The following is a 23,683-nucleotide window of genomic DNA, read 5'->3' as shown; positions in this document are numbered from 1 at the left end:
TGTAGTCACTGGATGGTCAACTGTTGAACCCTTTTTCACTACCACGAGGGGTTTGTTTGACCGTGCCCGCGAGGCTTATATTCGACATACCCACATACTGGGGTCTGGATCAAAAAAAACAAGGCGACCATGCAGACCAGATACGCAACAGCTTATCGCTCAGCATGAAGTCCCGACCATCAATTTGCAATTGTTTGACACAGTACCCAGCCCTAGGGATCAAAAACACCGCTCGTAGCGCAGTTTTCAGTGCCCTAGGCTCGGCTTCCTGCAAAATACACAGTACAATAGCGTTAATTATTTCATTTACTACCGCATTTCACCATAGGCACGGCTTCATATGGCTTTATCGAACGACCAGAAAAAACGCTTCCGCGGCATTGGCCACGACCTTAAACCCGTCGTCACCATCGGCGCTAACGGCATCACAGACACCGTTCTGGAAGAGTTACGCCGGGCCTTGAATGATCACGAATTAATCAAGGTAAAATTAGCCGCTGGTGAACGTGACGACCGTCAAGCCATCGTCGACTACATTGTTACGCACACACAGTGTGAAGAGGTCACTCGAATCGGTAAAATTACTTTGCTCTATAAAGCCAATAGACAGGCCAATCCAAAGCTGTCGAACATTGCCCGACATAGCAAAATCTAATTACGCGAAAGCAATACACCTAAAACGACGAAAGCCCCACCCTGCTAACGCGGAGTGGGGCTTTTTAGTGTCACCTAGCTAGCGGTTGTCTTACCGCCGTCTAAACGCATCGATCTTAAGCGTCGACCGGATGCCGACTCATTCACGTTCAGCACGTGATCACCAATACGCTCCAAGCGGTTCAGCATATCAATAAAGATCACCCCGGAGCGCGGCGTGTACACACCGTTTTCCAAACGCGTGTAGTGTGTAGAGCGATAGTCGTCACGCAGCTTGTCAATGGCATCTTCAAGGCGAATGGATTCCTTCAAGCTGACCTGATCAGGCTCGCGTGCGGTATTCAGGTGCATGGCCTTAATGGCTTCCTGCAAGGCACCCATCATTTCTTTCATCTCGCTCATGGCGTCTTCAGGCCAGACAGAATCTGTCTCCTTCATACGCTCCGCAAGCTTCGACACTTGATAATAGATGTCCGCAATGCGCTCCATGTCATTGATCATGGTTTGCATATAGCGAATACGCTCGGTCATCCAATGCTCAAGGTTCGTGTGCTCGCTGATGCGCACCAGGTAATCGGAGATTTCAATCTCCAACTGGTCGGTGGCTTCTTCTTGCTTCTGAATGCGCTCCATTAACTTGGTACGCGAAGCGTCGGGATCAAACAGCAGCTCATGTACCGAACCGTGCATGCTCTCCACCACCCCGGCAAAGTGTTGAATTTCTTTCTGCGCCTGCGCAATAGCGATCCCGGGCGAGGTCATCATGCCCATGCCAATGTAACGCAGATGGAAGTCTTCCGGCGAACCGCGATCCGGCTGAATGTACTCCACAAAGCGAATCAAATAGGGCACAAAGGCAAACAACAGCACCACATTCAGCACATTGAATGTCGTATGGAACAAGGACACCGCCAACGTAGCATTGGCACGCGCACCGGCGGAGGGGTCGAAAACAGAAACGGCACTGCCCGTTGCTGCTTGAATCACCCAATCGATGGTATGCAACACTGGATAGATGACGATCATCATCCAAATCACACCCACAATGTTGAACAAAAAGTGGAACCTAGCCGCTCGTTTCGCATGCACGTTACCCACCAGAGCCGCAATATTGGCCGTGACGGTGGTACCGATGTTCTCACCCAAAATCATGGCTGCCGCAATGGGGAAGGATATCCAACCCTCAAACAGCATCACCAAGGTGATGGTGGTCGCCGCCGACGATGACTGGGTTAACAGGGTCAGTACCGCACCAACCACCACAAACAGCATCAGCGAAAAGTAACCGTACTCACTGAAACCATCTAAGAACGCCAACATGGCCGGGTTACTGTTGATGTCCGGCACCGCGCCTTTAATGAAATCAAGGCCGATGAACAGGATACCAAAGCCCACCATGGCCTCTGCGATGTTCCGCAAGCGGCTGTTGTTGGAAAACAAGAAGGCAAAAAATACCCCGATAACGGCAACCGCAATCGGGGTAATCTGGAACTTGAAGCCGAACAGAGAAACCATCCACGCAGTGATCGTCGTACCAATGTTGGCACCCATGATCACGCCCGTAGACTGCATAAACGTCAGCAGCCCCGCATTCACGAAACTCACCGCCATAACGGTGGTGGTAGTCGAAGACTGAGTAATGGCCGTCGTGCCAAACCCCGTCAACACACCGACAGCACGGTTTCGGGTCATGCCACTCAGAATACCCTTCAGGCGATGTCCCGCGATCTTCTGCAGGCCTTCGCTAAAGATCTTCATACCAAAAATAAAAATCCCCAACGAACCGATAAGCTGGAGAAAATCAAACAACGAATAACTCATACATAATGCCCTAGTTGTGCCGAGCAGCGGGTCAGAAGCAAGCATCCACCGACTGAGCAGGCCAAATTTTGTGCAGTCGAAAACGACGGCGGCATTATACGTTTAGTTAGACTGTAATAAAAATGAAATAATGACTAAGACTAGGGGGTATTGCTCGAAGTCCTTCACCTTGCACTGGGAGCCTCCGGCCACTCACACCTGTTTGCGGAAAAATACCCGGCTAAAGCCGTCTTCACGCCTGCGCTCCACTTCGATGTAACCAAGCTTCGGGTACATCGCCAAGTTCTCTGTCATTGCCTCGTTGGTGTAAAGCTCAACTGCGACACACCCAACGTCTTGGGCAGCGCGTTCAGCATGTTCAAGCAAGCGCTTTCCAATGCCGTGGCCGCTGAACTCCGGCGATACAGCGACATTCTCGATATGGGCGTGATCGTTCTTGAAATAGAAGACGATATAGCCCGCTAATCCGGCCTCGCAGACTGCAACTACCACCCATCCATGTGCAATCTGGGTAGCGAAGTCGGCGTGCATTGGCGCAGGCTCTCTGCCCATGCGTTCGACGTACTTTGCATAAGCACTTTGTGCGCACGATTGAATATCTACAAAGTCAGAGGGCAGTGCTGGTCGAATGTTGATTTCAATCATGTCTGATGGTTCAACTAAGTGCTTTGACTGTCAGCAGGATGATTAACTCCGTCATAGGTCGGCACATTCGCTATTTTCAAAGGATTTATTCCCTCCAAACAAGCGACATTGAAGCCATACTGCGAAGGGTTAGACCTCCGTTGGTGATGAGTGTAGATCCCACAGTTACTGCAAAAATAGTGCTTTGCCGTTTTTGTGTTGAACTGGTAGAGCTTCAAGATGCTTTCACCTTTCACAATTCGAATTCCAGCCAGAGGAACTGACGCTACTATCGCTCCCCTGCGGCGACACAGTGAACAATCACACCGACGAACGTCAACCAGCCCACTAGGCAGATCTAACTCAATCTCCACCGACCCACAATGGCAAACCGCCTTGTGCTTTGGCTTAATCGGTACGCCATCGACTTCGCTTAAATTTACCGCCATTTATCTACCCCTGATATCCCACAACGCGTTGGACTGCACGGTACTAATGAGCGCCGTTAGTGCTATCACCACTAGTTCGTTTGTTGGACGCTTCCGCTTGCAAGCGTTCAACCAGCCAAACCTTAATGATTGATTGCCGTGTCACGCCGATACGTGCCGCTTCTCGATCTAACGACTCGACCACCCAAGACGGAAAATCAACATTAATGCGTTTTTGTTGTTGATTGACACGACGCGCCGACGTCAGATCCAAATCTTCAATCACATCTGATTGGTCCTGATCAAACTTACTATCGAAATCTTTAGCTTTCATAAAGCTCTACCTCTTTCTTGCGTGATCGCCTCACAGAAATGATACGAATGACATCATTTCGGTAGGTGACGACGGCAGACCAATGTTTTGAGCCAATAAGCCCTACGACCAAAAAGCGAAGCTCGTCATCGGATCTGGCCCGAATTTCCAGAAGGTCGGGATCACTCCAGAGCGCCTGAGCGTCTAGGAAGTCGATCCCATGCTTTTCCAAATTAGCTTGGCTTTTTCCATTATCGAACTCAAAGTCAGACATGAGTATAAATTATTCCTTTTTTACTCAATTAACAAGAACACTAAATCGAGCGATCTAGCTCCTTTCCATCACTCAATGGAATGACATACTTTGACTCCGTCGAAGACGAAAACTGCTCCACCCGCTCCATCAACTCATAATCGCTGCCCTCGCCCCGGCGATAACCGGAATTCGGCAGCCAGTAGCCATAGATGAAGTCGATGGTGCGGTTAACGCCTTCCGCATCCAAACCAGAGACATTGAACATGGCGACCCGCTGTTCTGGCAACTGCAGAGCGGTCATCCCCTCCGGTGCATTATCAGGGTTTTTTGTCTCAATCGCGGCTAGGTGCGTAAGTTCGCTTTCGGTGAATCGACCTGATTCACTCAGTGTTATGCCATAATAGGTTTTGGGGACACCACCTAAGACAGCCTCCTCCTGCTCGAACAAACGCATCCAAGCGGGCTGCATCAGAAAACAACTGGGCTCGTCGGTCACAAAGGGCGACGGAATCTTAGTTTCAAACCCCACAATACTGAGAGCCGGACGCACCTGAATGACGGGCTCGCGTGCCACACGGTGGGCGATGTGATGCAACAACTGCTCGCCCAGAATGGGCTTCTTGTTCAAACGGACAGCCGGACGCTCCTGTCGAAAAGCCTTCGGCGACATTGAAAAATAGGCCTTGAACGAGCGGGTGAAGGCTTCGTGCGAACCGAAACCCACACTGACCGCGATATCGATGATGCCCATATCAGTGTCTAGCAACAGTTGAGCGGCACGCGTCAAACGCCGCCCCCGAATGTAAGAGCCAAGGGTGTCACCGATCAGACTTTTGAACCACCGCTGGAAATGCCAAGGCGACAACCCACTGCGCTCGGACAGCGCTAAAACGCTCACCTCATCGGCAAGGTTTGTTTCGATGTCGTCCACCAACGCCTGCAAAAATCCGTAATTCTGATAACCCGTCATTGCTGGAGTCCGCCGCCAATAGCCCTACCGCACAAATTATCAAAAACGGCTCGGTCTAACACTCTAAGATGCATGGCTATAGATACCCCACTGCGCATCAGACAGGATCAAAACCATGCTAAATTCGAAAGTATCCATAGATCAAAAACGGGCTGCCATCATCGCCGCAGTCGCCTTGTTGGCCATGGGTGTATTGGCACCCATTGCCTTCTTTGTTGTCTTGGAACCAATCCAAGCGACTGGAGATACCGTGGCCCAAATCAACTTATTGCAGGCTTCCGAGGCCATGTTTCGAATCAGCATACTGATTTTCTTTGTCGTCGCCGTGTTGGACATCGTCTTGGCGTGGGCGCTGCACGGCTTTTTCTCGCCCGCGAACTCACATCTGTCGCTGCTCGCTGCGTGGTTCCGCCTCGTTTATACCGCCGCCTTGCTGTTTGCAACAGCGTCGCTGGTCGAGGTACTCAGCTTGCTTCAAGCACCAGCACCCAACAGCCCGGAATGGCGCTTGCTAGTCCAACATACGTTCAACGGCTTCTTCACCGTATTCAATTTCGGCTTGGGTATTTTCGGCTTTCACCTGATTGTTCTTGGGTACCTGATCATTCGAACCAACTTGCTACCGTCACTGCTCGGCGCGCTGGTTGTCATCGCAGGGCTTGGCTACCTGATCGACACCCTAGGCTCGGTGCTGCTTGCTCAGTATGGCCTGAACATCGCCAGCATCACCTTTATTGGCGAGGTTTTGTTGATTGGCTGGTTATTGTGGTGGGGGTTGAAGCGGGCCATCAGGGCTGACGATGCCCGGCGAGAGGCTACCTCTTAGGGTCAATGTTTAGGTTCGAACGTGCGAGGGCGTAAAGGACGCCCTCACAACCCTTTACGGTATTGCCCCAATGTCATACCAGAGATTTGTCGAAATGACCGCCTTAGACTCGCTTCATTAGCTGAATCGAGAACCTTGAATGATTCCTTATCTAAAAGCTGACGATACACTGCGGTGCAAAACGTGATCTTGCCCCGCTAAAACATTACAAAGGCAAGTCCAACGAGACCGACCTCAGCTTACAACTTTTGATATCGAAACCGATAAACAAACCAAAAGGCGAACTGGGGCTTAACGTGCCACTGAAGACTACACCAATATACTCGCCCTCTAGAACACCACCATTGAAGTATGCCGTTTCACGGTAGAACTGGCTGTTCGAGCGATAGAACTGCCTACCTTGCCCAAAATCGACTATGGTTCCAAAAGACTTCAACGCTTGGATGAAGGAGTCGTCGCCTTCTATTTCATTTTCAACTAGCTCAATGATTTGGCCAAAAGTCATTTCAGACGTTGTTTTTTCAATTTCAGCAGTACAACTATCAGCGTAAACCTGGCTACTGAAAATGGAAGCAAAGATCAATGTGAATCGCCACTAATTTGCTAGACACCTAACAGTTAGAGAAAATGACTGAAAAAGAGGTGTCTATGAGTCACAAACGTTACCCTGATGAATTTAAGATTGAAGCGGTTAAACAAGTCACTGTTGCTGGCCACAGTGTTGCTGATGTCGCACAACGCTTGGGCACAACAACGCACAGCCTGTATGCATGGATCAAACGCTTTGGCCCGAGTGCTCAGCAGCATCAACAAGAGTCAGAAGAAGCGGCTGAGATCCGTCGTCTGAAGAAGGAGCTCCAGCGTGTTACTTCAGAGCGCGACTTGTTAAAAAAAGCCGCGGCGTACTTCGCAAGCCACCCCGAGTAAGGTACGTCTTTATTAAGCAACATCAGGCCAGCCACCCCATTAGGCGTTTGTGCTGGTTGCTTGATGTGCATCCCAGCGGGTACTACGCATGGCTTCGGGACCCGAAGTCTTTGCGACAAAAGGCTAATGAACGTCTGACCGGTCAAATCAAACAATTTTGGCTGGAATCAGGTGGTGTGTACGGCTATCGCAAGATCCATCGTGACTTGCAGGATGTTGGACAGCCTTGTGGTATTAACCGAGTGCATCGTCTAATGAAAGGCGCGGGACTCGAAGCCAAAGTTGGATATAGAAAACCAAGGGCTCATAAGGGGCTGGCACATGTTGTTACGGCCAATGTACTGGATCGGCAATTTAATCCATCCGGCCCTGACCAATCATGGGTAACGGACATCACATACATCAAAACACACGAAGGCTGGCTGTACTTGGGTGCAGTAATGGATTTGTTTTCGCGCCGTATCATCGGCTGGTCGATGGGTGCCAGGATAACTAAAGAACTGGCTCTTGATGCGTTGCTGATGGCCGTATGGCGACGAAGGCCTAAAAGAGAGGTCATCGTGCATTCAGACCAAGGAAGCCAATATACGAGCCATGATTGGGGTGAGTTTTTAACAGCACATAACTTAGTCGGCAGCATGAGTCGTCGCGGGAACTGCCATGACAATGCGGTGGCAGAAAGCTTTTTCCAGCTACTGAAGCGGGAACGAATCAGGCGCAGGATATATACGACAAGAGAAGAGGCTCGAGTCGACATCTTTGTAGTGGCATAGTGAATTTGGCCACCTAATTAGAGGTGTTATCATGCACCAAGAAGCAATTAGGTGACAGTATGGCAACAAGACCCAAACGTAATTTTAGTCCCGAATTCCGACTCGAAGCCGCTCAATTGGTTGTCGATCAAAACTACACAGTTCGAGAGGCTGCTGAGGCCATGAGCGTTGGCCATTCGACCATGGATAAATGGGTTCGACAGCTACGCCAAGAACGCGATGGACAGAGCCCTAAAGCAACCCCGATGACGCCTGATCAGCTTAGAATCCGTGAGCTCGAAAAGCGCATTCGGGATATTGAAATGGAAAAAGACATACTAAAAAAGGCTACCGCTCTCTTGATGTCGGACTCCCTGAACACTTCTCGCTGATCGAGAAACTCAAGACGAGCTACCCGGTCAAAAAGCTGTGTGATGTATTCGGCGTACATCGCAGCAGCTTCAGATACTGGCTACAGCGTTCAAAAAGACCGATGTGTATCAGAAAGGCCAAGGAAATTGCGAAGGTTAAAGAGCTATTTCGCGACAGCGAAGGGTCTGCAGGAGCACGCAGCATCGCCGAGATGGCAACAACTCAGGACGTGCCACTTAGCCGCTATCGTGCTGGACGCCTGATGGAGAATCTGGGGCTAATCAGTTGCCAAATACCCGGTCACACATACAAGAAAACAGGTGATGAACATGTTGAAATACCGAACCATCTAGGCCGCCAGTTTAACGTTGAAGCGCCAAACCGCGTTTGGTGTGGCGATGTCACGTACATCTGGACCGGCAACCGCTGGGCTTATCTGGCCGTTGTCATTGATTTATTTGCGCGAAAGCCAGTGGGCTGGGCGATGTCGCTATCGCCGGACAGTGAACTGACCCGTAATGCGCTGAACATGGCCTATGAGAGCCGTGGACGTCCTAAAGGTGTTATGTTCCATAGTGATCAAGGCAGCCATTATACAAGCCGCAGGTTTCGCCAAACGCTGTGGGCATGCCAGATCAAACAAAGTTTAAGCCGACGAGGGAACTGCTGGGACAATGCGCCGATGGAGCGGTTCTTTAGAAGCTTAAAGGTCGAATGGGTGCCTACTTATGGATACCGCTCATTCATGCAAGCAGAGCATCACATCGTGAAATATTTGATTGGATATTACAGTCAACTTCGGCCGCATCAGCACAACAAGGGAATGAGTCCGAATCAGGCTGAGGAAAACTACTGGATTAACTATAAACCGGTGGCCAGTTTTACTTGACCACTACACTTCGACTACATTGAGTTGTTTTATAACCCGGTGCGCCGACACAATTCCAATGATCTGCTGTCACCGGTAGAGTATGAGAAGCGTTACAATGAGAGGCTGGAAAGTGTCTAGCATGCTAGTGGCGATTCATGCTATGGGGAGAATGAATACCTTCCGCTACTTTACTGAACGTGTATATCATTGAGGAATGGAATATATCTGAGAGTAAGCTGTCTTTGTATTTTTCTCTATGCATTCTGTCTGCTTCCTCGAGCGTCTCTGCCAATAGCTTGTAGCTTGCTTCTATATCTTGTAATTGATCATGGATTATTGGATATATTTCAACATCAATGAACTCATCATTTCCTTGGTCAAAGCTTCGCATTAAAGTAAATCCGCTCTTTGAGAGACTCATTCTTGATATGTAATTGTAATAGGTGGTTCCTTTGACTTTATTCTTGGTTGGGTGACCAATTGAGGCGTTGCGCAAAGTTCGAATTTCTTTGAGACGGTCTGTTAATTCAAACTGTATATAGAAAGACTCTGACAAATGACGCATTGCGTCCTGCTGAATAAAGAGCGCTTGAAGCAGACCGTAAGTAAATATGTACTTTAGTCCGTCGCTATTAGGATATTCAGCATTCAAATAGTCATGCTGCGAATATAGCGTATCTCCTATAGTATCAAGCGAGCTACAGATCTGATTCCAATTATCAGAATTCTTTATCAGATCATTTTGGTAGCGTGTTGTATTTATGTACTTACGAACAGATTCTTCAAGCGCATAAATTCGCTTGATTTTCCCTTCAATACTCTCAATTAATCCTTCATTCTTCGACAATACTCAGAACTCCTTGGAGGTATAACGTCCAATTCAGCGGACAAATTTTGCGCAGCGAAATTTGTTCCGCTGGAATTTCTGGTTAGTTGCTATTCGACGTTGTCTGGCGAAAATATCTCTATCATCATTGAGTTGTCAGGAGCGTTTGAAACGCCGAACTTTCTTCCAACCACGCCAAATGTTTGCAACGTACATAGCTCAATCTTATTGAAGCCCATACTTTTCAGTATGGGATAAATTTGGTTAGCCAAATTCGTTGTCTCTTTGCACCCCGGATAACCCAACGTGATGTGAGACCGATTTAATTTGTCTGCGTATAGCTTGGTGAATTTCTCAATCTCTCGACTCAGGAACTGCACGTCACCCTGTGTAACCTCACGCTGTTTTAGCCCAGTGTACTTGTCACCAATCTCTCCATAGTTCTGACCCGTATTGATATTCTTGCCATTGATGTTCGGTGGGGGGCCTACTGGCTGTTCCTCTTGTGCCGGCTGAGCTGGAACAACATTTACCTCAAACCATAAAAACTTAGCGTGCCTTCCTTTAGCCCTATCGATGTTGTATTGAACAAAAAAAGTCAAAAGCATGGCTAATATCAATACAATTAGACCAACCATTAGCCATTGAAGCGTTTGGCTTGTTGACAGTAATTCGATCACTTTATCCATATATCTCTCTGTTGGAATATTGGGCAACTAACGCCCTGGGTAAGCTGCCGTGACGGAGCGCAGCGTAGTACCGGTCAGCTTCACCCACTTGTTAGCGCTGTTCCGATCCATCACCGCTTGCGGCCTCTTGCACCGAATCCCAATTGGATAACAAATCTGTATGAGCCAGCCGCGACTCAGTGTGTTCTCTCGGATATTTGTGCCAATCGCCCAATCTCGACAGCTTTCTTTTTCTTATCTGATTTTCAAAGTAGTCATAAGCGGTTTTCTCAAGTGCAGAGGATAGCTCTATAAAATCTTGTCTAATGACTTTTCCAATTGGCAAAAACCTTTCACTCGGGACACTGGCTAAGTTGGTATGGAGGGTTACCAAGTAATCCTGAACAAAATTGACCTCTCGTTTTGCCTCTGTCGTAAGCCAAGTGCTTCCCTCTTGAGTCAATTGCGAAAAGCGAGTAAACCATGCTTCAAATTCTTCACGTGAAATCAGTACTTGTGGTGCGCGTACAACTTCTCCGTTTTCTTCTCTACCTAGGCTGACCATCACCCGCATTTCCATAGCGAGACTAATCAGGTTCTCATGCGCTTTTATCCGGCGGTCTAGCAGCATTTGCCATATGCGCAGTGAATACTCTCTATTCTTTATCATCCACGAAGCTATAAAAGACAGCAGACCGCCAAGGAAAGCACCTGCTAGGCCGAAAATCGCGCTCGCATTTTGTGACAGAAATTCTTCCACGAAACTCGCCTCTATGGTGCGCTAACGCAAAGCTTTGGGGCGGCTGGAGCGCAGCGTAAGCCGTCCTAGCCGCGCATGCGGCGACAATAGCGCCTTGTTAGGCATTTGCATGGAGTTTGCTACGCAAGCGATTACGTGTAGTTTCATTGCCACTGTTCCATACATCAAAAAGCCCAAACCAATACAGCCGTTCGTTTAATGTTAAGCCCCCAATATTATCTATTGCGACACTTTTGAAACTTTGAAATTCAGAGTGGAACTTGTTTGAAGCATCCGCATCTTGAAACCAAACATTTCCATGCCATTTGCCAATTAGATATGCGAGTTTCTCAATATCTTTATCATCTTGCTTCCACTCTTCGACCCAGCGAGAGAGATTTTCTCTAAGATCAGTTTCAGGCACGGAGTTTACTAACTCATCTAAGTTCATTGAGATGCCTAACGCCCGGCTCACGCGCCGGTTTGGAGCCGCGAAGCGGCGGAAAATCGGTCGCTGTGCAGCCGATTGTTAACTGTTGATGCTCAACGTCAACGGCACGTGGTCACTTATTGAAATCCACTCGTCGTGCTGACCAACCTGCAAATTACATTCTTCGGCAAAGTCTGACGAGGTAAAAACATAATCAATGTGATAAGCCTTCTCGCGGTTCCGCTGCAAGAAAAATGTTGGATTGCTTTCACTACCCTGCTCTTCCTCGAAGACTCGATGATACTGGCTCTTGAAACCCATATCTCCGAGCTCAGCAACTACGTCTGAGTGATTCCACCAGCGATCCGGCTTATCCCAGCGCACATTGCTATTAAAATCGCCGAGAATGACTGTCTTTGGCCCGCTAAGATCATCACGGTGAATCTGAAGGTACTTCCAGAATTGCCCCATGTAGCCAAATGCTTCTTCATTGCGGCCCTTCGTCCAGACGGCCAGCACAGTGAAATCTCTGTTGATAGTGAAAGGGAGAAAAAGCCTGAGATCTTCCGTGCTCCAATTCAGCGTTTCACTTTTGCTGAACAGCCCAGGGACGGAAAAGCTGCCACTCCAATCTAACTTTTCAACTCGATGACCGTTTCGTGGAAAAATGCCGATGCCACGATTTTTTGACTCGCCCACCCACAGGTAAGAACCAGCCCACTCTCTATATGCGGGGGTCGATAACGCAGGGTCTTCACACTCCTGAACCACCAAGACATCAGCTCGCAAGCTATCTGCTTCTGCAAGCTTTCGTCTAAGTGCTCCATTACAGTTCCAGGTTACAACTTTCATAGATAGAGACAGTTAACAGTTTATTAGTGCGCATGCGCGTTTTTCCAGAGAAGCCATTCACAGAAAATGCGTGCAACCATCTGATTTTATTAAGGAAAATTCACTTTCCTTCAAAATAGGCTCCAGAAAAACACGCATTGCACCGGAAGAAAACCTGATTATACTGTTTATCCATACAGTAAAAAGGAGTTTTACCTCATGGCGAGTAGCCCATTCCTCAATGAAGTCCGTACCTCTATTCGTGTTCGCGGGATGAGTATGCGAACTGAGAAAACCTACATCTACTGGATACGTAACTTCATCCGCTACAACAAGTGTCGGCATCCCGGTGAAATGGGAGCCACAGAAGTCGTTCAGTTTCTCGAGTACCTCGCATCCGAACGGAACGTAGCTGTTAACACTCAACGCATAGCTCTGAACGCATTAGCCTATCTGTATAACCAGTTCCTTAAGCAGCCATTAGGAGACTTGGAATTTAAGTATGCTTCCAAGCCACAGCGATTGCCTGAAGTGCTTATGGCACCTGAGGTTGCTAGCATCCTCAAGGAAATGACGGGTAGAGATAAACTGATTTTCTCGCTTCTTTACGGCTCCGGGCTACGTATTACTGAGTGTCTTCGATTGCGGGTAAAAGACATCGATTTTACGGGCGGCTCAATAACTGTACGAGATGGCAAGGGAGCAAAGGACAGAGTTACGGTTTTTAGCCCTGCTCTCCATGAAAGCACCAAAGGCGCAATTGCTGATGCACTGGCCTTGCAAGAGTTAGACAATACAAAGGGTGTTGGCCCTTCTATCCCTGATGTGCTGGCAAAGAAGTATCCTTCTGCCTATCGGCAACCTGCTTGGATGTTTTTGTTCCCGTCTAGCAATATTTGTAAGCACCCAATCACCGGAATGCTGTGTCGCCACCATTTGCATGATTCAGTACCCAGAAAGGCGCTGAAAAAAGCTGTCTCGGCTGCAAAGCTATCTAACAAACGGATCTCATGCCATACGTTTCGTCACAGTTTCGCCACAGAGCTTCTAAGAAATGGTAGGGACATTAGAACTGTACAAGAGCTACTCGGTCATACAGACGTTTCAACAACGCAGATTTATACTCATGTGCTGGGTCAGCATTTTGCGGGGCTAACAAGTCCTTTAGATGCTATTGCCAGTTAATGATTTTCGAAGTGTAAAGGCCGTTAGATTGTTCGCGCAGAGGGCTGCGCTCCTACGGTATACGATACGGGGCTGATCATTAGAAAACACTAACGCTGAATTATTGGCTACCGCCCGTCCGTATACGTGGCACATTCGCGCTGCGCGGCGTTGAATGCCGCGCGGGTTGTTGTGTTATTTGTAGTAGAAGTTGCTGGGGGATGCAATGTTTTTTGTTGGTGGTGTCAGCACACCACCACGTTTACGGCCAACCCCGCCATCGCGGTTTCTTTATAGTGCTGGCTCATGTCTGCGCCGGTCTGCGCCATGGTTTGCATTACTTCATCCAAGCTGACGCGGTGTGTTTCTGGGCTGCGTAAGGCGAGCCGTGCGGCCTGTACTGCTTTCACTGCGCCTACGGCGTTGCGCTCTATGCAGGGTATTTGTACCAGTCCGCCGACAGGGTCGCAGGTTAAGCCTAAGTGGTGTTCCATGGCGATCTCTGCGGCGTGTTCTATTTGCCCCGGCGTGCCACCCAATACGGCACACAGGCCTGCGGCGGCCATAGAACTGGCGACACCGATTTCGCCTTGGCACCCGACTTCTGCAGCAGAAATAGACGCATTACGTTTGTACAACCAGCCAACGGCTGAGGCGGTGAGCAAGAACACTTCGGTGGCGCTTAAGTCGCCTTTAATCTCTACCTTCATTTGGTTTTGCCAATACATCATAACGGACGGAATCACACCCGCTGCGCCGTTGGTGGGCGCGGTTACTACGCGGTGCCCGGCGGCGTTTTCTTCGTTAACTGCTAAGGCGTAGACGGTCAGCCAGTCCATGGCGGCCAAGGGGTCGTCCATGGCGGTGTCGTGGCATTGCGCCCACAGGTGGGGAGCACGGCGGCGTACGCCCAAGCCGCCTTCTAACATGCCTTCCGGTGCTTCAAGCCCACGTTGGCAGCAGTCGCGCATGGTGGCAGCGATGGTATTGGCCCACGTCAGCACGGAGTCACGCGAGAAGCCCATGGCGACTTCATTGTCTAACACGGCTTCCGCAATGGATTTACCGGTACTTCCGCACTGCTCCAGCAGTTCTGCGGCGTTGCTATAAGGAGTGGTTCGATGATCTGGAAAGTCGGCCAACATGTCTTGTTCGGGGTCGGCGAGTTTGGTGGTCTGGGCGATGGCACCGCCACCGACCGAGAACCAGGTTTCGGCCACCAGCTCTTGGCCTTTTACGTCGTACACTGCAAAGCGCATGGCGTTGGGGTGCGCGGGTAAAAAGGTATCGCCTTGGAATTCAATATCGTAGGACGGCGAAAAGCGTATGGCTAGGCCACCGGGCAGCGGTAAGTTGCCGGTGCGGCGCACGAAGTCCCAAGCATCGCGTGCGGTATCGGGGTCAACCGTGGCGGCATCTAAGCCACACAACCCCATAACGATGGCGCGGTCGGTGTGGTGGCCTTTGCCAGTCAGTGCCAAGCTCCCATAGAGCGTGACGCGCACTCGAACGACTTGCTCACGCAGTTTGTCCTTAACCAGGTCGGCTTGAAAGCGCTCCGCCGCGCGCATTGGCCCAAGGGTGTGTGAGCTGCTCGGGCCCAAGCCAACTTTAAACAGCGATTGAACTGAATAGGGTTCCATATCGACGTTCCAAAGATTGATTGTTAGTAGAATGGTGGCTGGCGAGAATTGGAGCAAATATCAGAGAGAGAAGAAGTTGGGCGGGGTGTAAACCCTACATACCGTTCCTAGAGAACGGCATGTAGGACTCAGAGGTATTTACCGATAGACCGGGAAATCCGCGCAGATTTTCAGGACTTTGCCTTTTACATCAGCAATGGCTGCGGTGGCGTCGCCTTTCTCCAAGCCGTCTAAAATGTCGCAGATCCAGCCGGTCAACTGACGGCTTTCCGCTTCACCAAAACCACGGCGGGTGATGGACGGCGTGCCGATACGCAAACCAGAGGTGACGAACGGTGAACGTGGGTCGTTCGGTACGGCGTTCTTGTTCACGGTGATGTTGGCTTCGCCCAATGCGGCGTCGGCGTCTTTACCGGTGTATTCTTTGCCGATCAAATCGACCAAGAACAGGTGGTCGTCGGTGCCGCCAGAGACGATGTTGATGCCACGCTTCTGGAACTCATCGGCCATGGCGCGCGCGTTGGCAACCACTTGCTGCTGATAGGTTTTGAAGCTGTCTTCCATGGCTTCTTTGAAGCACACGGCTTTACCAGCGATGACGTGCATCAACGGGCCGCCCTGGCTTTCAGGGAATACGGCGAAGTTCAGCTTTTTGTTCAGGTCTTCGTTGTCGTGCGCCAAAATCAGGCCGCCACGTGGGCCACCCAACGTTTTGTGCGTGGTGGTGGTAACAACGTCAGCGAACGGCATGGGGCTTGGGTAAACGCCTGCAGCCACCAGGCCAGCGATGTGCGCCATATCGACAAACAAGTAAGCCTCGACTTTGTCGGCAATTTCACGGAAACGCGCCCAATCAACAATGCGTGAATACGCGGAGAAACCGGCGATGATCATGCGTGGTTTGTGTTCCAGCGCCAGGCGCTCAACTTCGTCGTAGTCGATCTCGCCCGTCTCGGCGTTCAAGCCATACTGAACGGCATTATAAATACGACCAGAGAACGATACCGCTGCACCGTGTGTTAAGTGGCCGCCGTGTGCCAAGCTCATGCCCAATACGGTGTCGCCAGGCTTACACAGTGCCATGAATACGGCGGCGTTGGCTTGTGAGCCGGAATGCGGCTGTACGTTAGCGAAGGCTGCGCCGAACAGTTTTTTAGCGCGTTCGATGGCCAGTTCTTCTACCACGTCTACGTGTTCGCAGCCGCCATAGTAGCGCTTACCGGGGTAGCCTTCGGCGTATTTGTTGGTGAGCTGTGAGCCCTGAGCCTGCATGACGCGGGGGCTGGTGTAATTTTCGGAGGCAATCAATTCGATGTGCTCTTCCTGCCGTTGGGTTTCGCCTTCAATAGCGGCCCACAAGTCGGCATCGTAATCGGCGATGTTCATATCTTTAGTAAACATTGATTATCTCCTGTGTAGTATGTCTTCAGGCCTGAACTGCTAGGAACTGATTAGCTTTAAAGGGGCGTATGCGACCTGGACGGTCGCATCCGAGCCCACAGGCACGTGTTCACGGCGTCCCCGCTAAAGCTAATCAGTTCCTAGCAGCTCAGGTCGGCATTTATTCTGTGGAGCATTTAAGCGGCTACGCGTACTGCTGTCACCTGAGTATTATTTGGCGGTTGTCCAAGTTTTTTTGTTGAGGGAGACACTTCGCGCCCCACCTATGATTTGCACCCCAATACTCTATAATGGCGCCCATCTGATTTTTAGCACTCGAAAGGCATTCCGATGGCACAGTACGTATTCACCATGAACCGGTTGGGCAAGGTTGTCCCACCGAAGAAAGAAATTCTGAAAGACATTTCCCTCAGCTTCTTCCCTGGCGCGAAGATCGGCGTTTTGGGTCTCAACGGCTCGGGTAAGTCGACGCTGCTGCGTATTATGGCCGGTGTTGACCAAGACTTCATCGGCGAGGCGCGGCCACAACCGGGCTTGAACATCGGTTACCTGCCGCAGGAACCCGAACTCGACCCGACCAAAAACGTGCGCGAGATCGTCGAAGAAGCACTGAACGACATCAAAGAAGCACAAACCAAGCTGGATGCGGTGTACCTTGCGTACGCTGAGCCTGATGCTGATTTCGACGCCTTGGCGGCGGAGCAAAACCGCTTGGAAGCGATTCTGGCTACGTCGGATGCGCATGATTTGGACCGCAAGCTGGAAGTCGCCGCCGATGCGCTGCGCTTACCGCCTTGGGACGCCAACGTAGAACACCTGTCGGGTGGTGAGCGTCGCCGCGTAGCATTGTGCCGCTTGTTGATGTCGAACCCCGACATGCTGTTGCTCGATGAGCCAACCAACCACTTGGACGCCGAAAGTGTGGCTTGGTTAGAGCGCTTCCTGCACGAATACAAAGGCACCGTGGTCGCCATCACGCACGACCGCTACTTCCTAGACAACGTGGCCGGTTGGATTCTGGAACTTGACCGTGGGCATGGCATTCCATGGGAAGGCAACTATTCCTCGTGGCTGGAACAGAAAGAAGCCCGTTTGCAGCAAGAGTCGAAGCAGCAGGCTTCACACGATAAAGCCGTTAAGTCCGAGTTGGAGTGGGTACGCCAGAACGCCAAGGGTCGCCAAGCCAAGTCGAAGGCGCGCTTGAAGCAGTTTGATGAGTTGAGCTCGCGTGAATTCCAAAAGCGCAACGAAACCAACGAAATCTACATCCCACCTGGCCCGCGTTTGGGTGATGTGGTGATTGAGGTCAATAACGTATCGAAAGCCTACGGCGAAAAGCTGTTGGTTGATGACATGAACTTTGTGGTGCCGCCCGGCAGCATTGTTGGGGTGATCGGTGGTAACGGTGCGGGTAAGTCGACACTGTTCAAGATGATTACCGGACAAGAGCAGCCAGACAGCGGTTCTATTCGTATTGGCGAAACCGTGCAGATCGCGCATGTCGGGCAGATGCGTGAGTTGGACGACAGCAAGTCGGTGTGGGAAGAAATTTCTGACGGACTGGACATCATTCAGGTAGGCACCTACGAAATTCCGTCACGCGCCTATTTGGGCCGCTTTAACTTTAAGGGCGGCGACCAGCAGAAGCGCGTGAAGGATTTGTCGGGCGGTGAGCGCAACCGCTTGTTCCTTGCCAAGCTGTTAAAGAGCGGCGGCAATGTGCTGTTGCTTGACGAACCGACCAACGACTTGGACGTTGAAACGCTGCGCGCATTGGAAGAAGCGCTGTTAGCCTTCCCTGGCAACGCCATTGTGATCTCGCACGACCGGTGGTTCCTTGACCGTGTAGCGACGCACATTCTGGCGTACGAGGGCGACAGTGCAGTGACCTTCTTTGATGGTAACTTCACTGAGTACGAGGCGGATTATCGCAAGCGTACCGGGGATCATGGGCCGAAGCGGATCAAGTATAAGCGTCTGCAATAGGAAGCCACCAAAAACCTTTTTTCTCAAGCTGGCGTTGTTAAAAATGTCCTCAAAATGCTCATTTACACACGGTAAACTGCGCGTTCTCGGACATTTTTGCCTAGCCAGCTTTTCGCCTCTTGGGTTTTTAAAGGTTCCCAACCGACAACCACTTCGAGAACGGGGTCACACTTTCACTGCCTTGTAGGATATGTCTTACAAGCAGTGTCGGTATTTCGCCATCACTCAGCACAGATATAGTGCGTAAAGTGTTCGCAACTCGACGCATGGAGAGCTAGGACCATCGCCTACGGATTGGCAAGGACAAGTTGAGTTACGGACCCCTCTATCGGATAGATCGCGCCAGACCATGGATGGTCGGGTTTTTAACCGCTCGTTTTTTCATCGCTACTGGCCTCTGCTCTACTTCGCTCCAGCCCAACACACATAACAGCCTGCTTTATTTCCCGCTCGAACTGTTATATTTTGTCCTCAAGTATTTTTTGATATCTCGCTATGTCAGACGAGTTATATGCGGCCATTGATCTGGGAGCCAATTCCTTCCACCTCGTGATCATGCGTCGCCACGACAGTAACCTAGTTACCGTCGATGGTTACCGAGAAATTGTGCGTTTGGCCAGCGGCATAAACCCCGAACATCACCAGTTACGTCCGGAGGCTCGCCGTCGGGCGCTACGCTGCCTAAACGACATCCGCCAGCGCTTAGCCCAACACAGTGTGCAGAAAGTGCGCGTGGTGGGCACCAGTGCCTTTCGTACCCTGCGCCAGAACGCCGACTTTATTAAAGACGCTGAACAGGCTTTGGGGCTTCCCATCGAGATTGTTACGGGTGAGGAAGAAGCGCGACTGATTTATTTGGGCGCAACCTGGGGTCTACCGCAATCCAATCGCTTGGTCGTCGACATTGGCGGTGGCAGTACGGAAATCATCATTGGCCATGGCGGCACCACCGAGCTAGCCGTCAGCCTTGATGTGGGTAGTGCGTCTCTTTCGGCGGCCTACTTTCAAGCCAATCGCATTACCCAAGCACACCTTAACAAAGCACGCGAACACGTACGGCGCTTGCTAACCAAGGCCATTCCGGCTGAACAAGTCCCGTCCAGCGACCTCGTCGCGGTCGGTTCTTCCGGTACCGCCAAAAGCCTGAGCTGGGTGATGCGCTCACTGCATCTCTCCAACGGCGACATCACACGATCCGGCTTAGAGCGCGTATCGCCGCTTCTGTGGCAAGTGCAGAACATCGACCAGCTCAGTCAGGTGCTGAATTTGAATGTGCGGCGCACCCATGTCTTCCCCGGCGGCTACGCCATCATGAGTGAGGTGTTTGCTTATCTGAACGTCGAACACATGACCATTTCTGGCCGAGCACTGCGCGAAGGCATGATTGTAGAAATGTTGCAAAGCGCTTGATTTCCAGCGCGTCTGACCTTATTTCCTATCCATGATCACAGTTTCGATTTCAGTCTGAGGGTTTCGTTATGCGTATTATGCTGTTTCTGCTAACCAACTTTGCCATCCTGATTACCTTCGGGGTGTTCACGACCATAGTATTGCCGATGCTGGGCATTCAACTTGAAGGGCAAGGTGCCCTGTTGGTGATGGCTCTGTTCTTCGGTATGGGCGGGTCATTCATTTCGCTGTGGATGTCTAAATTCATCGCGATTAAGTCGACCGGCGCGCAAGTGATTAAGCAGCCGCGCAATGAAGAAGAGCGTTGGCTGGTCAACACCGTGGCACGCTTGGCTAAGCAAGCGGGTATTGGCATGCCGGACGTCGCCATCTACGGCGGACAGGAAGTGAACGCGTTCGCCACGGGTGCCAATCGCAACAGTGCCTTGGTCGCCGTGAGTGTGGGCCTGCTACGCGGCATGACACGTGACGAGCAAGAAGCGGTATTGGCGCACGAGGTTAGTCACATTGCCAATGGCGATATGGTGACCTTGACGCTGATCCAAGGCGTGATGAACACCTTTGTGATCTACTTTGCACGCATTATTGCTAATGTGATCAATCGTGGTGGCCAGCAAGGCGGCATCGCATATTTCATGACGGTAATGGCTTTGCAGGTGGTGTTCGGCATCTTGGCGAGTGTGGTGGTGAACTGGTTCTCGCGTCGTCGTGAGTTCGGTGCGGATGCTGGCGCGGCGCGCCTGGTAGGTCCACAGAAGATGATTGCGGCGCTGCAACGCCTGAAAGGCGGCGCGGATTCGCAGTTGGAAGGCCAGCTGACAGCATTCGGCATCAAGGGTAAGGCGTCTGATATGTTTGCTACGCACCCGTCGTTGGATGCGCGGATCGCCGCACTGCGTAATATGTAATGGTTCTTCGAGGGTACACGGTTCTTTCGGTAGCAATGTTACAGGGTTGCTTCTTCCGGGGACGCCGTGAACCGATTATCAGACGCATCCCTGCGTCTGACCCTTCGGGCTCCCGTTGGTCATGCAAATTCGTTCCTGACGAATTTGTCCATGGGGGCTCATTTGCAGCATCCTTGCTGCAAACGCCCCGTTAGAAGCAACCCTGTAACATCGCTACGCTAGTCCGCCGCAAGGCTTTTATCTTATCTTTTGTTAGATAATGTAGAACCACTCCACAGCACCACAAAGCCTGCCAACGCCATAACCACGATGGCCGGACCGGTCGGCCAGTCCCAATACCAGCTTGAAGCAATACCCGCACAGACCGACAACACACCAATCAGAGTGGCCAACAAGGCCATGTGCTCGGGCTCGCGGCTCAACGGCCGTGCCGCCGCCGCAGGAATCAACAACAGCGCCGAGATCAGCAGTACGCCGACCCATTGCATGGCGAGCGCGACAATGGCCGCCAGCAGCACCATAAACTGCCCGCGCAAGGCGCTGACATTGATGCCCTCGGCCTGCGCCAGTTCGGGCGACAAGATAAACAACATCAAACTGCGCCAGCGCCAAAACAGCCAACCCCAGCCCACCACCAGCAACACAGCCAACAACAGCAAGTCATTTATGCCCACGCTGAGCAAGTCGCCAATCAACAACCCATTCACGTTGGCGCTGTTCGGCACCAAACCGTAGACCACCAGCAGGCCAAGCGCGAGACTGCCGTGTGACAACACCCCTAACCAAGTATCCGACGCCAACACCGTAATACGCTCGGCACGCCACAAAATCAGCGCAAAGGCCAGCGTACCCAACAGCGCTCCGGCTGCCGGTGTCCATTGCCAAAACAGCCCAATCCCCACGCCCAGTAACGAAGCATGCGCCAAGGCGTCGCCAAAAAAGGCCATACGCTGCCACACCAACAAACTGCCGAAAGGCCCGGCCAGCAGCATGAGCCCACAACCGGCCACCAAAGGGAACAACCAGAGTTCAGTCATTGATTACCGGACCTCCTTGCTCGCTGAGGTCATGCGAATGCGTGTGATGGTGGTGATAAACACCCAAGGTGGCGGCATCACGTCGACCAAAAATCTCCACAAATTCAGGGTGGTTTTCGATGGTCTCTGGGGTACCTTGGCAACACACGTGATGGTTCAAACAAATCACCTGATCGGTAGCCGCCATGACCACGTGCAGGTCGTGCGACACCATCAAGACGCTACACGCCAAGTCCTCTTTTAACGAATGGATGAGCCGGTACAGCGCCGCCTCGCCCATAAAGTCCACGCCCTGTACTGGCTCGTCCAACACCAACAGTTGCGGGCGCTGCAGGATTGCACGCGAAAGCAGCACGCGCTGTAATTCACCACCCGACAAAGCTGTGATATTACGCTTGTGCAAATGCGCCACGCCGGTTTTATCCAACGCTTTTTCCACTTCAATTTTGGGTGCCTTGACCTGCAGCGTCATAAAACGCCCAACGCTGATCGGCAACAACTGATTCAGCGGCAACTTTTGTGGCATGTAGCCAATGGTCAGACCCGGACGGCGAATGACCTCACCGGTGGTGGGTTCGTCGAGCCCCAATAGCACCTTTAACAGAGACGACTTGCCCGCGCCATTCGGCCCCACCACAGTAACGATTTGTTGCGGGCCAATGGCGAGCGAAATGTGGTCAAGTATCTTCTTGCCCTGCTTTTCTAAACTGATACGTTTGGCTTCAATCAACACGATTTCAGACCCTTTATGAACGATGTTGAGCATCATAGCAGACCACCCAAGGGGAGCATCTAAAAACTACTTTGCCCACCCTATGTTGGTGCCCTGCCGAGCGAATGCTACACTAGCGGCCTCATTTATTTTCCAGATCAAGGTGTTATGAAAAGCCTGCTCCGAATTGCCACCCGCACCAGCCCCCTAGCCCTATGGCAAGCACAGTACGTGACCGACGCGCTGCAACAGCACCATCCTGACGTGCAGATTGAATGGGTCAAGATGGTAACCAAGGGCGACAAGATTCTGGACGTTGCGTTGTCTAAGGTGGGCGGCAAGGGTCTGTTTGTGAAAGAGCTGGAACAAGCCTTGATCGACGGTGAAGCCGATATCGCGGTGCATTCCATGAAAGATGTACCCATGGAGCTCGATCCACAGTTTGTACTGCCGATCATTTGCGAACGGGGTGACCCGGCCGATGCCTTTGTGTCCAATCAATACGAGCGTTTGGAAGACCTTGAAAAAGGCTCTGTAGTGGGTACGTCCAGCTTGCGCCGCCAAGCACAACTGCTGGCCTGGCGTCCGGATTTAAAAATTGAATTTTTACGCGGCAACGTGGGGACCCGCTTGAGCAAGCTCGACGCCGGCCAATACGACGCCATCATTCTGGCGTCGGCCGGTTTGCAACGCCTCGACCTGCATAGCCGCATTCGCCACAACATCGACTTCGATCTATCCCTCCCGGCCTGTGGCCAGGGCGCTGTAGGCATTGAGTGCCGCGCTGGCGATACTGACACGCTGGCCTTACTGGATTGCTTGAACCACCCGCACACGCACGCACGGCTGTGGGCCGAGCGCGCCATGAACCGCCGACTGAATGGTGGCTGCCAAGTGCCTATCGCAGGTTACACGTGGTTGGATGGCAATGACTTGAGACTGGAAGGCCGCATTGGTTTCCCTGACGGCACGGGTTTGATCAAGGTGTCGGCCGATGCCCAGCTAAAAGACCTCAACGACCAAGCCACTGCCGAAGCTCTGGGCATTGAGGTGGCTGATGCCATGTTGGCGCAAGGGGCGGATGCTATTTTGCGCAGTTTAGACCTACTCTAAC

Annotated in this window: 24 protein-coding genes and 1 pseudogene; 9 read left to right on the top strand and 16 right to left on the bottom strand. The window is 51.4% G+C overall.

Annotated elements, in window-relative coordinates; all coding sequences use genetic code 11:
• Positions 1-340 precede the first annotated feature (340 nt).
• Entirely contained in the window at positions 341-655 is a 315-nt protein-coding gene (locus NFC81_RS02765; RefSeq protein ID WP_304996014.1) for a YhbY family RNA-binding protein, read from the top strand.
• Between the two features lie 74 nt (positions 656-729).
• Here the strand turns inward: NFC81_RS02765 and NFC81_RS02760 are convergent, their stop codons facing one another.
• The 6 genes from NFC81_RS02760 to NFC81_RS02735 form a co-directional block, all read right to left on the bottom strand.
• Positions 730-2,475 (bottom strand): Na/Pi cotransporter family protein, encoded by a 1,746-nt coding sequence (locus tag NFC81_RS02760; RefSeq protein ID WP_304996013.1) that lies wholly within the window; start codon positions 2,473-2,475, stop codon positions 730-732.
• A gap of 192 nt (positions 2,476-2,667) precedes the next feature.
• Positions 2,668-3,120 (bottom strand): GNAT family N-acetyltransferase, encoded by a 453-nt coding sequence (locus tag NFC81_RS02755; RefSeq protein ID WP_304996012.1) that lies wholly within the window; start codon positions 3,118-3,120, stop codon positions 2,668-2,670.
• Between the two features lie 14 nt (positions 3,121-3,134).
• Positions 3,135-3,548: a GFA family protein gene (locus NFC81_RS02750; RefSeq protein ID WP_304996011.1), complete on the bottom strand. Its 414-nt coding sequence runs from the start codon at positions 3,546-3,548 to the stop codon at positions 3,135-3,137.
• A gap of 43 nt (positions 3,549-3,591) precedes the next feature.
• Positions 3,592-3,861: a type II toxin-antitoxin system BrnA family antitoxin gene (gene brnA, locus NFC81_RS02745; RefSeq protein ID WP_304996010.1), complete on the bottom strand. Its 270-nt coding sequence runs from the start codon at positions 3,859-3,861 to the stop codon at positions 3,592-3,594.
• On the bottom strand, positions 3,851-4,114 hold the full coding sequence (locus tag NFC81_RS02740) for a BrnT family toxin (RefSeq protein WP_304996009.1): 264 nt from the start codon (positions 4,112-4,114) through the stop codon (positions 3,851-3,853). Before NFC81_RS02740 ends, brnA begins: the two co-directional genes overlap by 11 nt.
• 40 nt (positions 4,115-4,154) lie before the next feature.
• Positions 4,155-5,066 (bottom strand): AraC family transcriptional regulator, encoded by a 912-nt coding sequence (locus NFC81_RS02735; protein ID WP_304996008.1) that lies wholly within the window; start codon positions 5,064-5,066, stop codon positions 4,155-4,157.
• A 115-nt stretch (positions 5,067-5,181) separates the two neighbouring features.
• Between NFC81_RS02735 and NFC81_RS02730 the strand changes: the two genes are divergently transcribed.
• Complete coding sequence (locus tag NFC81_RS02730; protein ID WP_304996007.1) at positions 5,182-5,892, top strand: DUF4386 domain-containing protein; 711 nt, start codon at positions 5,182-5,184, stop codon at positions 5,890-5,892.
• 205 nt (positions 5,893-6,097) lie between these two features.
• Here the strand turns inward: NFC81_RS02730 and NFC81_RS02725 are convergent, their stop codons facing one another.
• Positions 6,098-6,475 (bottom strand): hypothetical protein, encoded by a 378-nt coding sequence (locus tag NFC81_RS02725; RefSeq protein WP_304996006.1) that lies wholly within the window; start codon positions 6,473-6,475, stop codon positions 6,098-6,100.
• Positions 6,476-6,540: 65 nt separating this feature from the next.
• On the opposite strand from NFC81_RS02725, the pseudogene NFC81_RS02720 reads away from it, so the two are divergent.
• Together NFC81_RS02720 and NFC81_RS02715 are read left to right on the top strand one after the other, a co-directional pair.
• Positions 6,541-7,580, top strand: a pseudogene (locus tag NFC81_RS02720) (IS3 family transposase); the annotation flags it as partial.
• Between the two features lie 71 nt (positions 7,581-7,651).
• Positions 7,652-8,832, top strand: a protein-coding gene (locus tag NFC81_RS02715; RefSeq protein WP_304996005.1) for an IS3 family transposase whose coding sequence is annotated in 2 segments (ribosomal slippage) — positions 7,652-7,919 and positions 7,919-8,832 — 1,182 coding nt in all. Because the reading frame shifts where the segments join, the coding sequence is not laid out codon by codon here.
• A gap of 124 nt (positions 8,833-8,956) precedes the next feature.
• Here NFC81_RS02715 and NFC81_RS02710 read toward each other — a convergent pair.
• From NFC81_RS02710 to NFC81_RS02690, 5 genes are all read right to left on the bottom strand, one after another.
• Positions 8,957-9,661 carry a hypothetical protein gene (locus NFC81_RS02710; protein ID WP_304996004.1) on the bottom strand — a complete coding sequence of 235 codons (705 nt, stop codon included), beginning with the start codon at positions 9,659-9,661 and terminating at the stop codon, positions 8,957-8,959.
• 89 nt (positions 9,662-9,750) lie between these two features.
• Positions 9,751-10,329 carry a hypothetical protein gene (locus NFC81_RS02705; protein WP_304996003.1) on the bottom strand — a complete coding sequence of 193 codons (579 nt, stop codon included), beginning with the start codon at positions 10,327-10,329 and terminating at the stop codon, positions 9,751-9,753.
• A gap of 91 nt (positions 10,330-10,420) precedes the next feature.
• Positions 10,421-11,068 (bottom strand): hypothetical protein, encoded by a 648-nt coding sequence (locus tag NFC81_RS02700; RefSeq protein ID WP_304996002.1) that lies wholly within the window; start codon positions 11,066-11,068, stop codon positions 10,421-10,423.
• A gap of 97 nt (positions 11,069-11,165) precedes the next feature.
• Positions 11,166-11,498, bottom strand: a complete 333-nt coding sequence (locus NFC81_RS02695; protein ID WP_304996001.1) for a hypothetical protein — start codon at positions 11,496-11,498, stop codon at positions 11,166-11,168.
• Positions 11,499-11,576: 78 nt separating this feature from the next.
• Positions 11,577-12,329 carry an endonuclease/exonuclease/phosphatase family protein gene (locus NFC81_RS02690; RefSeq protein WP_304996000.1) on the bottom strand — a complete coding sequence of 251 codons (753 nt, stop codon included), beginning with the start codon at positions 12,327-12,329 and terminating at the stop codon, positions 11,577-11,579.
• 198 nt (positions 12,330-12,527) lie between these two features.
• Here NFC81_RS02690 and NFC81_RS02685 point away from each other — a divergent pair, with 198 nt between their 5' ends.
• The gene (locus NFC81_RS02685) at positions 12,528-13,493 is read left to right on the top strand and encodes an integron integrase (RefSeq protein WP_304995999.1); all 966 of its coding nucleotides are present in this window, start codon (positions 12,528-12,530) and stop codon (positions 13,491-13,493) included.
• Between the two features lie 224 nt (positions 13,494-13,717).
• Here the strand turns inward: NFC81_RS02685 and NFC81_RS02680 are convergent, their stop codons facing one another.
• Positions 13,718-15,115, bottom strand: coding sequence for an L-serine ammonia-lyase (locus NFC81_RS02680; protein ID WP_304995998.1), 1,398 nt, complete (start codon positions 15,113-15,115; stop codon positions 13,718-13,720).
• A 138-nt stretch (positions 15,116-15,253) separates the two neighbouring features.
• Complete coding sequence (glyA, locus tag NFC81_RS02675) at positions 15,254-16,516, bottom strand: serine hydroxymethyltransferase (RefSeq protein WP_304995997.1); 1,263 nt, start codon at positions 16,514-16,516, stop codon at positions 15,254-15,256.
• A 330-nt stretch (positions 16,517-16,846) separates the two neighbouring features.
• On the opposite strand from glyA, the gene ettA reads away from it, so the two are divergent.
• The 3 genes from ettA (at position 16,847) to htpX (ending at position 20,820) form a co-directional block, all read left to right on the top strand.
• Positions 16,847-18,502: an energy-dependent translational throttle protein EttA gene (ettA, locus tag NFC81_RS02670; RefSeq protein WP_304995996.1), complete on the top strand. Its 1,656-nt coding sequence runs from the start codon at positions 16,847-16,849 to the stop codon at positions 18,500-18,502.
• A 495-nt stretch (positions 18,503-18,997) separates the two neighbouring features.
• Positions 18,998-19,912: a Ppx/GppA family phosphatase gene (locus NFC81_RS02665; protein WP_304995995.1), complete on the top strand. Its 915-nt coding sequence runs from the start codon at positions 18,998-19,000 to the stop codon at positions 19,910-19,912.
• 68 nt (positions 19,913-19,980) lie between these two features.
• Positions 19,981-20,820, top strand: a complete 840-nt coding sequence (htpX, locus tag NFC81_RS02660) for a protease HtpX (RefSeq protein ID WP_304995994.1) — start codon at positions 19,981-19,983, stop codon at positions 20,818-20,820.
• A 242-nt stretch (positions 20,821-21,062) separates the two neighbouring features.
• On the opposite strand, the gene NFC81_RS02655 is transcribed toward htpX, so the two are convergent.
• The gene (locus tag NFC81_RS02655; protein ID WP_304995993.1) at positions 21,063-21,857 is read right to left on the bottom strand and encodes an iron chelate uptake ABC transporter family permease subunit; all 795 of its coding nucleotides are present in this window, start codon (positions 21,855-21,857) and stop codon (positions 21,063-21,065) included.
• Complete coding sequence (locus NFC81_RS02650) at positions 21,850-22,626, bottom strand: ATP-binding cassette domain-containing protein (protein WP_304995992.1); 777 nt, start codon at positions 22,624-22,626, stop codon at positions 21,850-21,852. Before NFC81_RS02650 ends, NFC81_RS02655 begins: the two co-directional genes overlap by 8 nt.
• A gap of 111 nt (positions 22,627-22,737) precedes the next feature.
• Between NFC81_RS02650 and hemC the strand changes: the two genes are divergently transcribed.
• A complete protein-coding gene (gene hemC / locus NFC81_RS02645; RefSeq protein WP_304995991.1) occupies positions 22,738-23,682 on the top strand; it encodes a hydroxymethylbilane synthase in 945 nt (314 codons plus the stop codon).
• The last annotated feature ends 1 nt before the right edge of the window (position 23,683 follow it).

Source organism: Salinispirillum sp. LH 10-3-1, assembly GCF_030643825.1.
Lineage (GTDB): Bacteria > Pseudomonadota > Gammaproteobacteria > Pseudomonadales > Natronospirillaceae > Salinispirillum.
The sequence above is the reverse complement of the archived record's forward strand: the minus strand, read 5'-3'. Positions and strand labels throughout refer to the sequence as shown.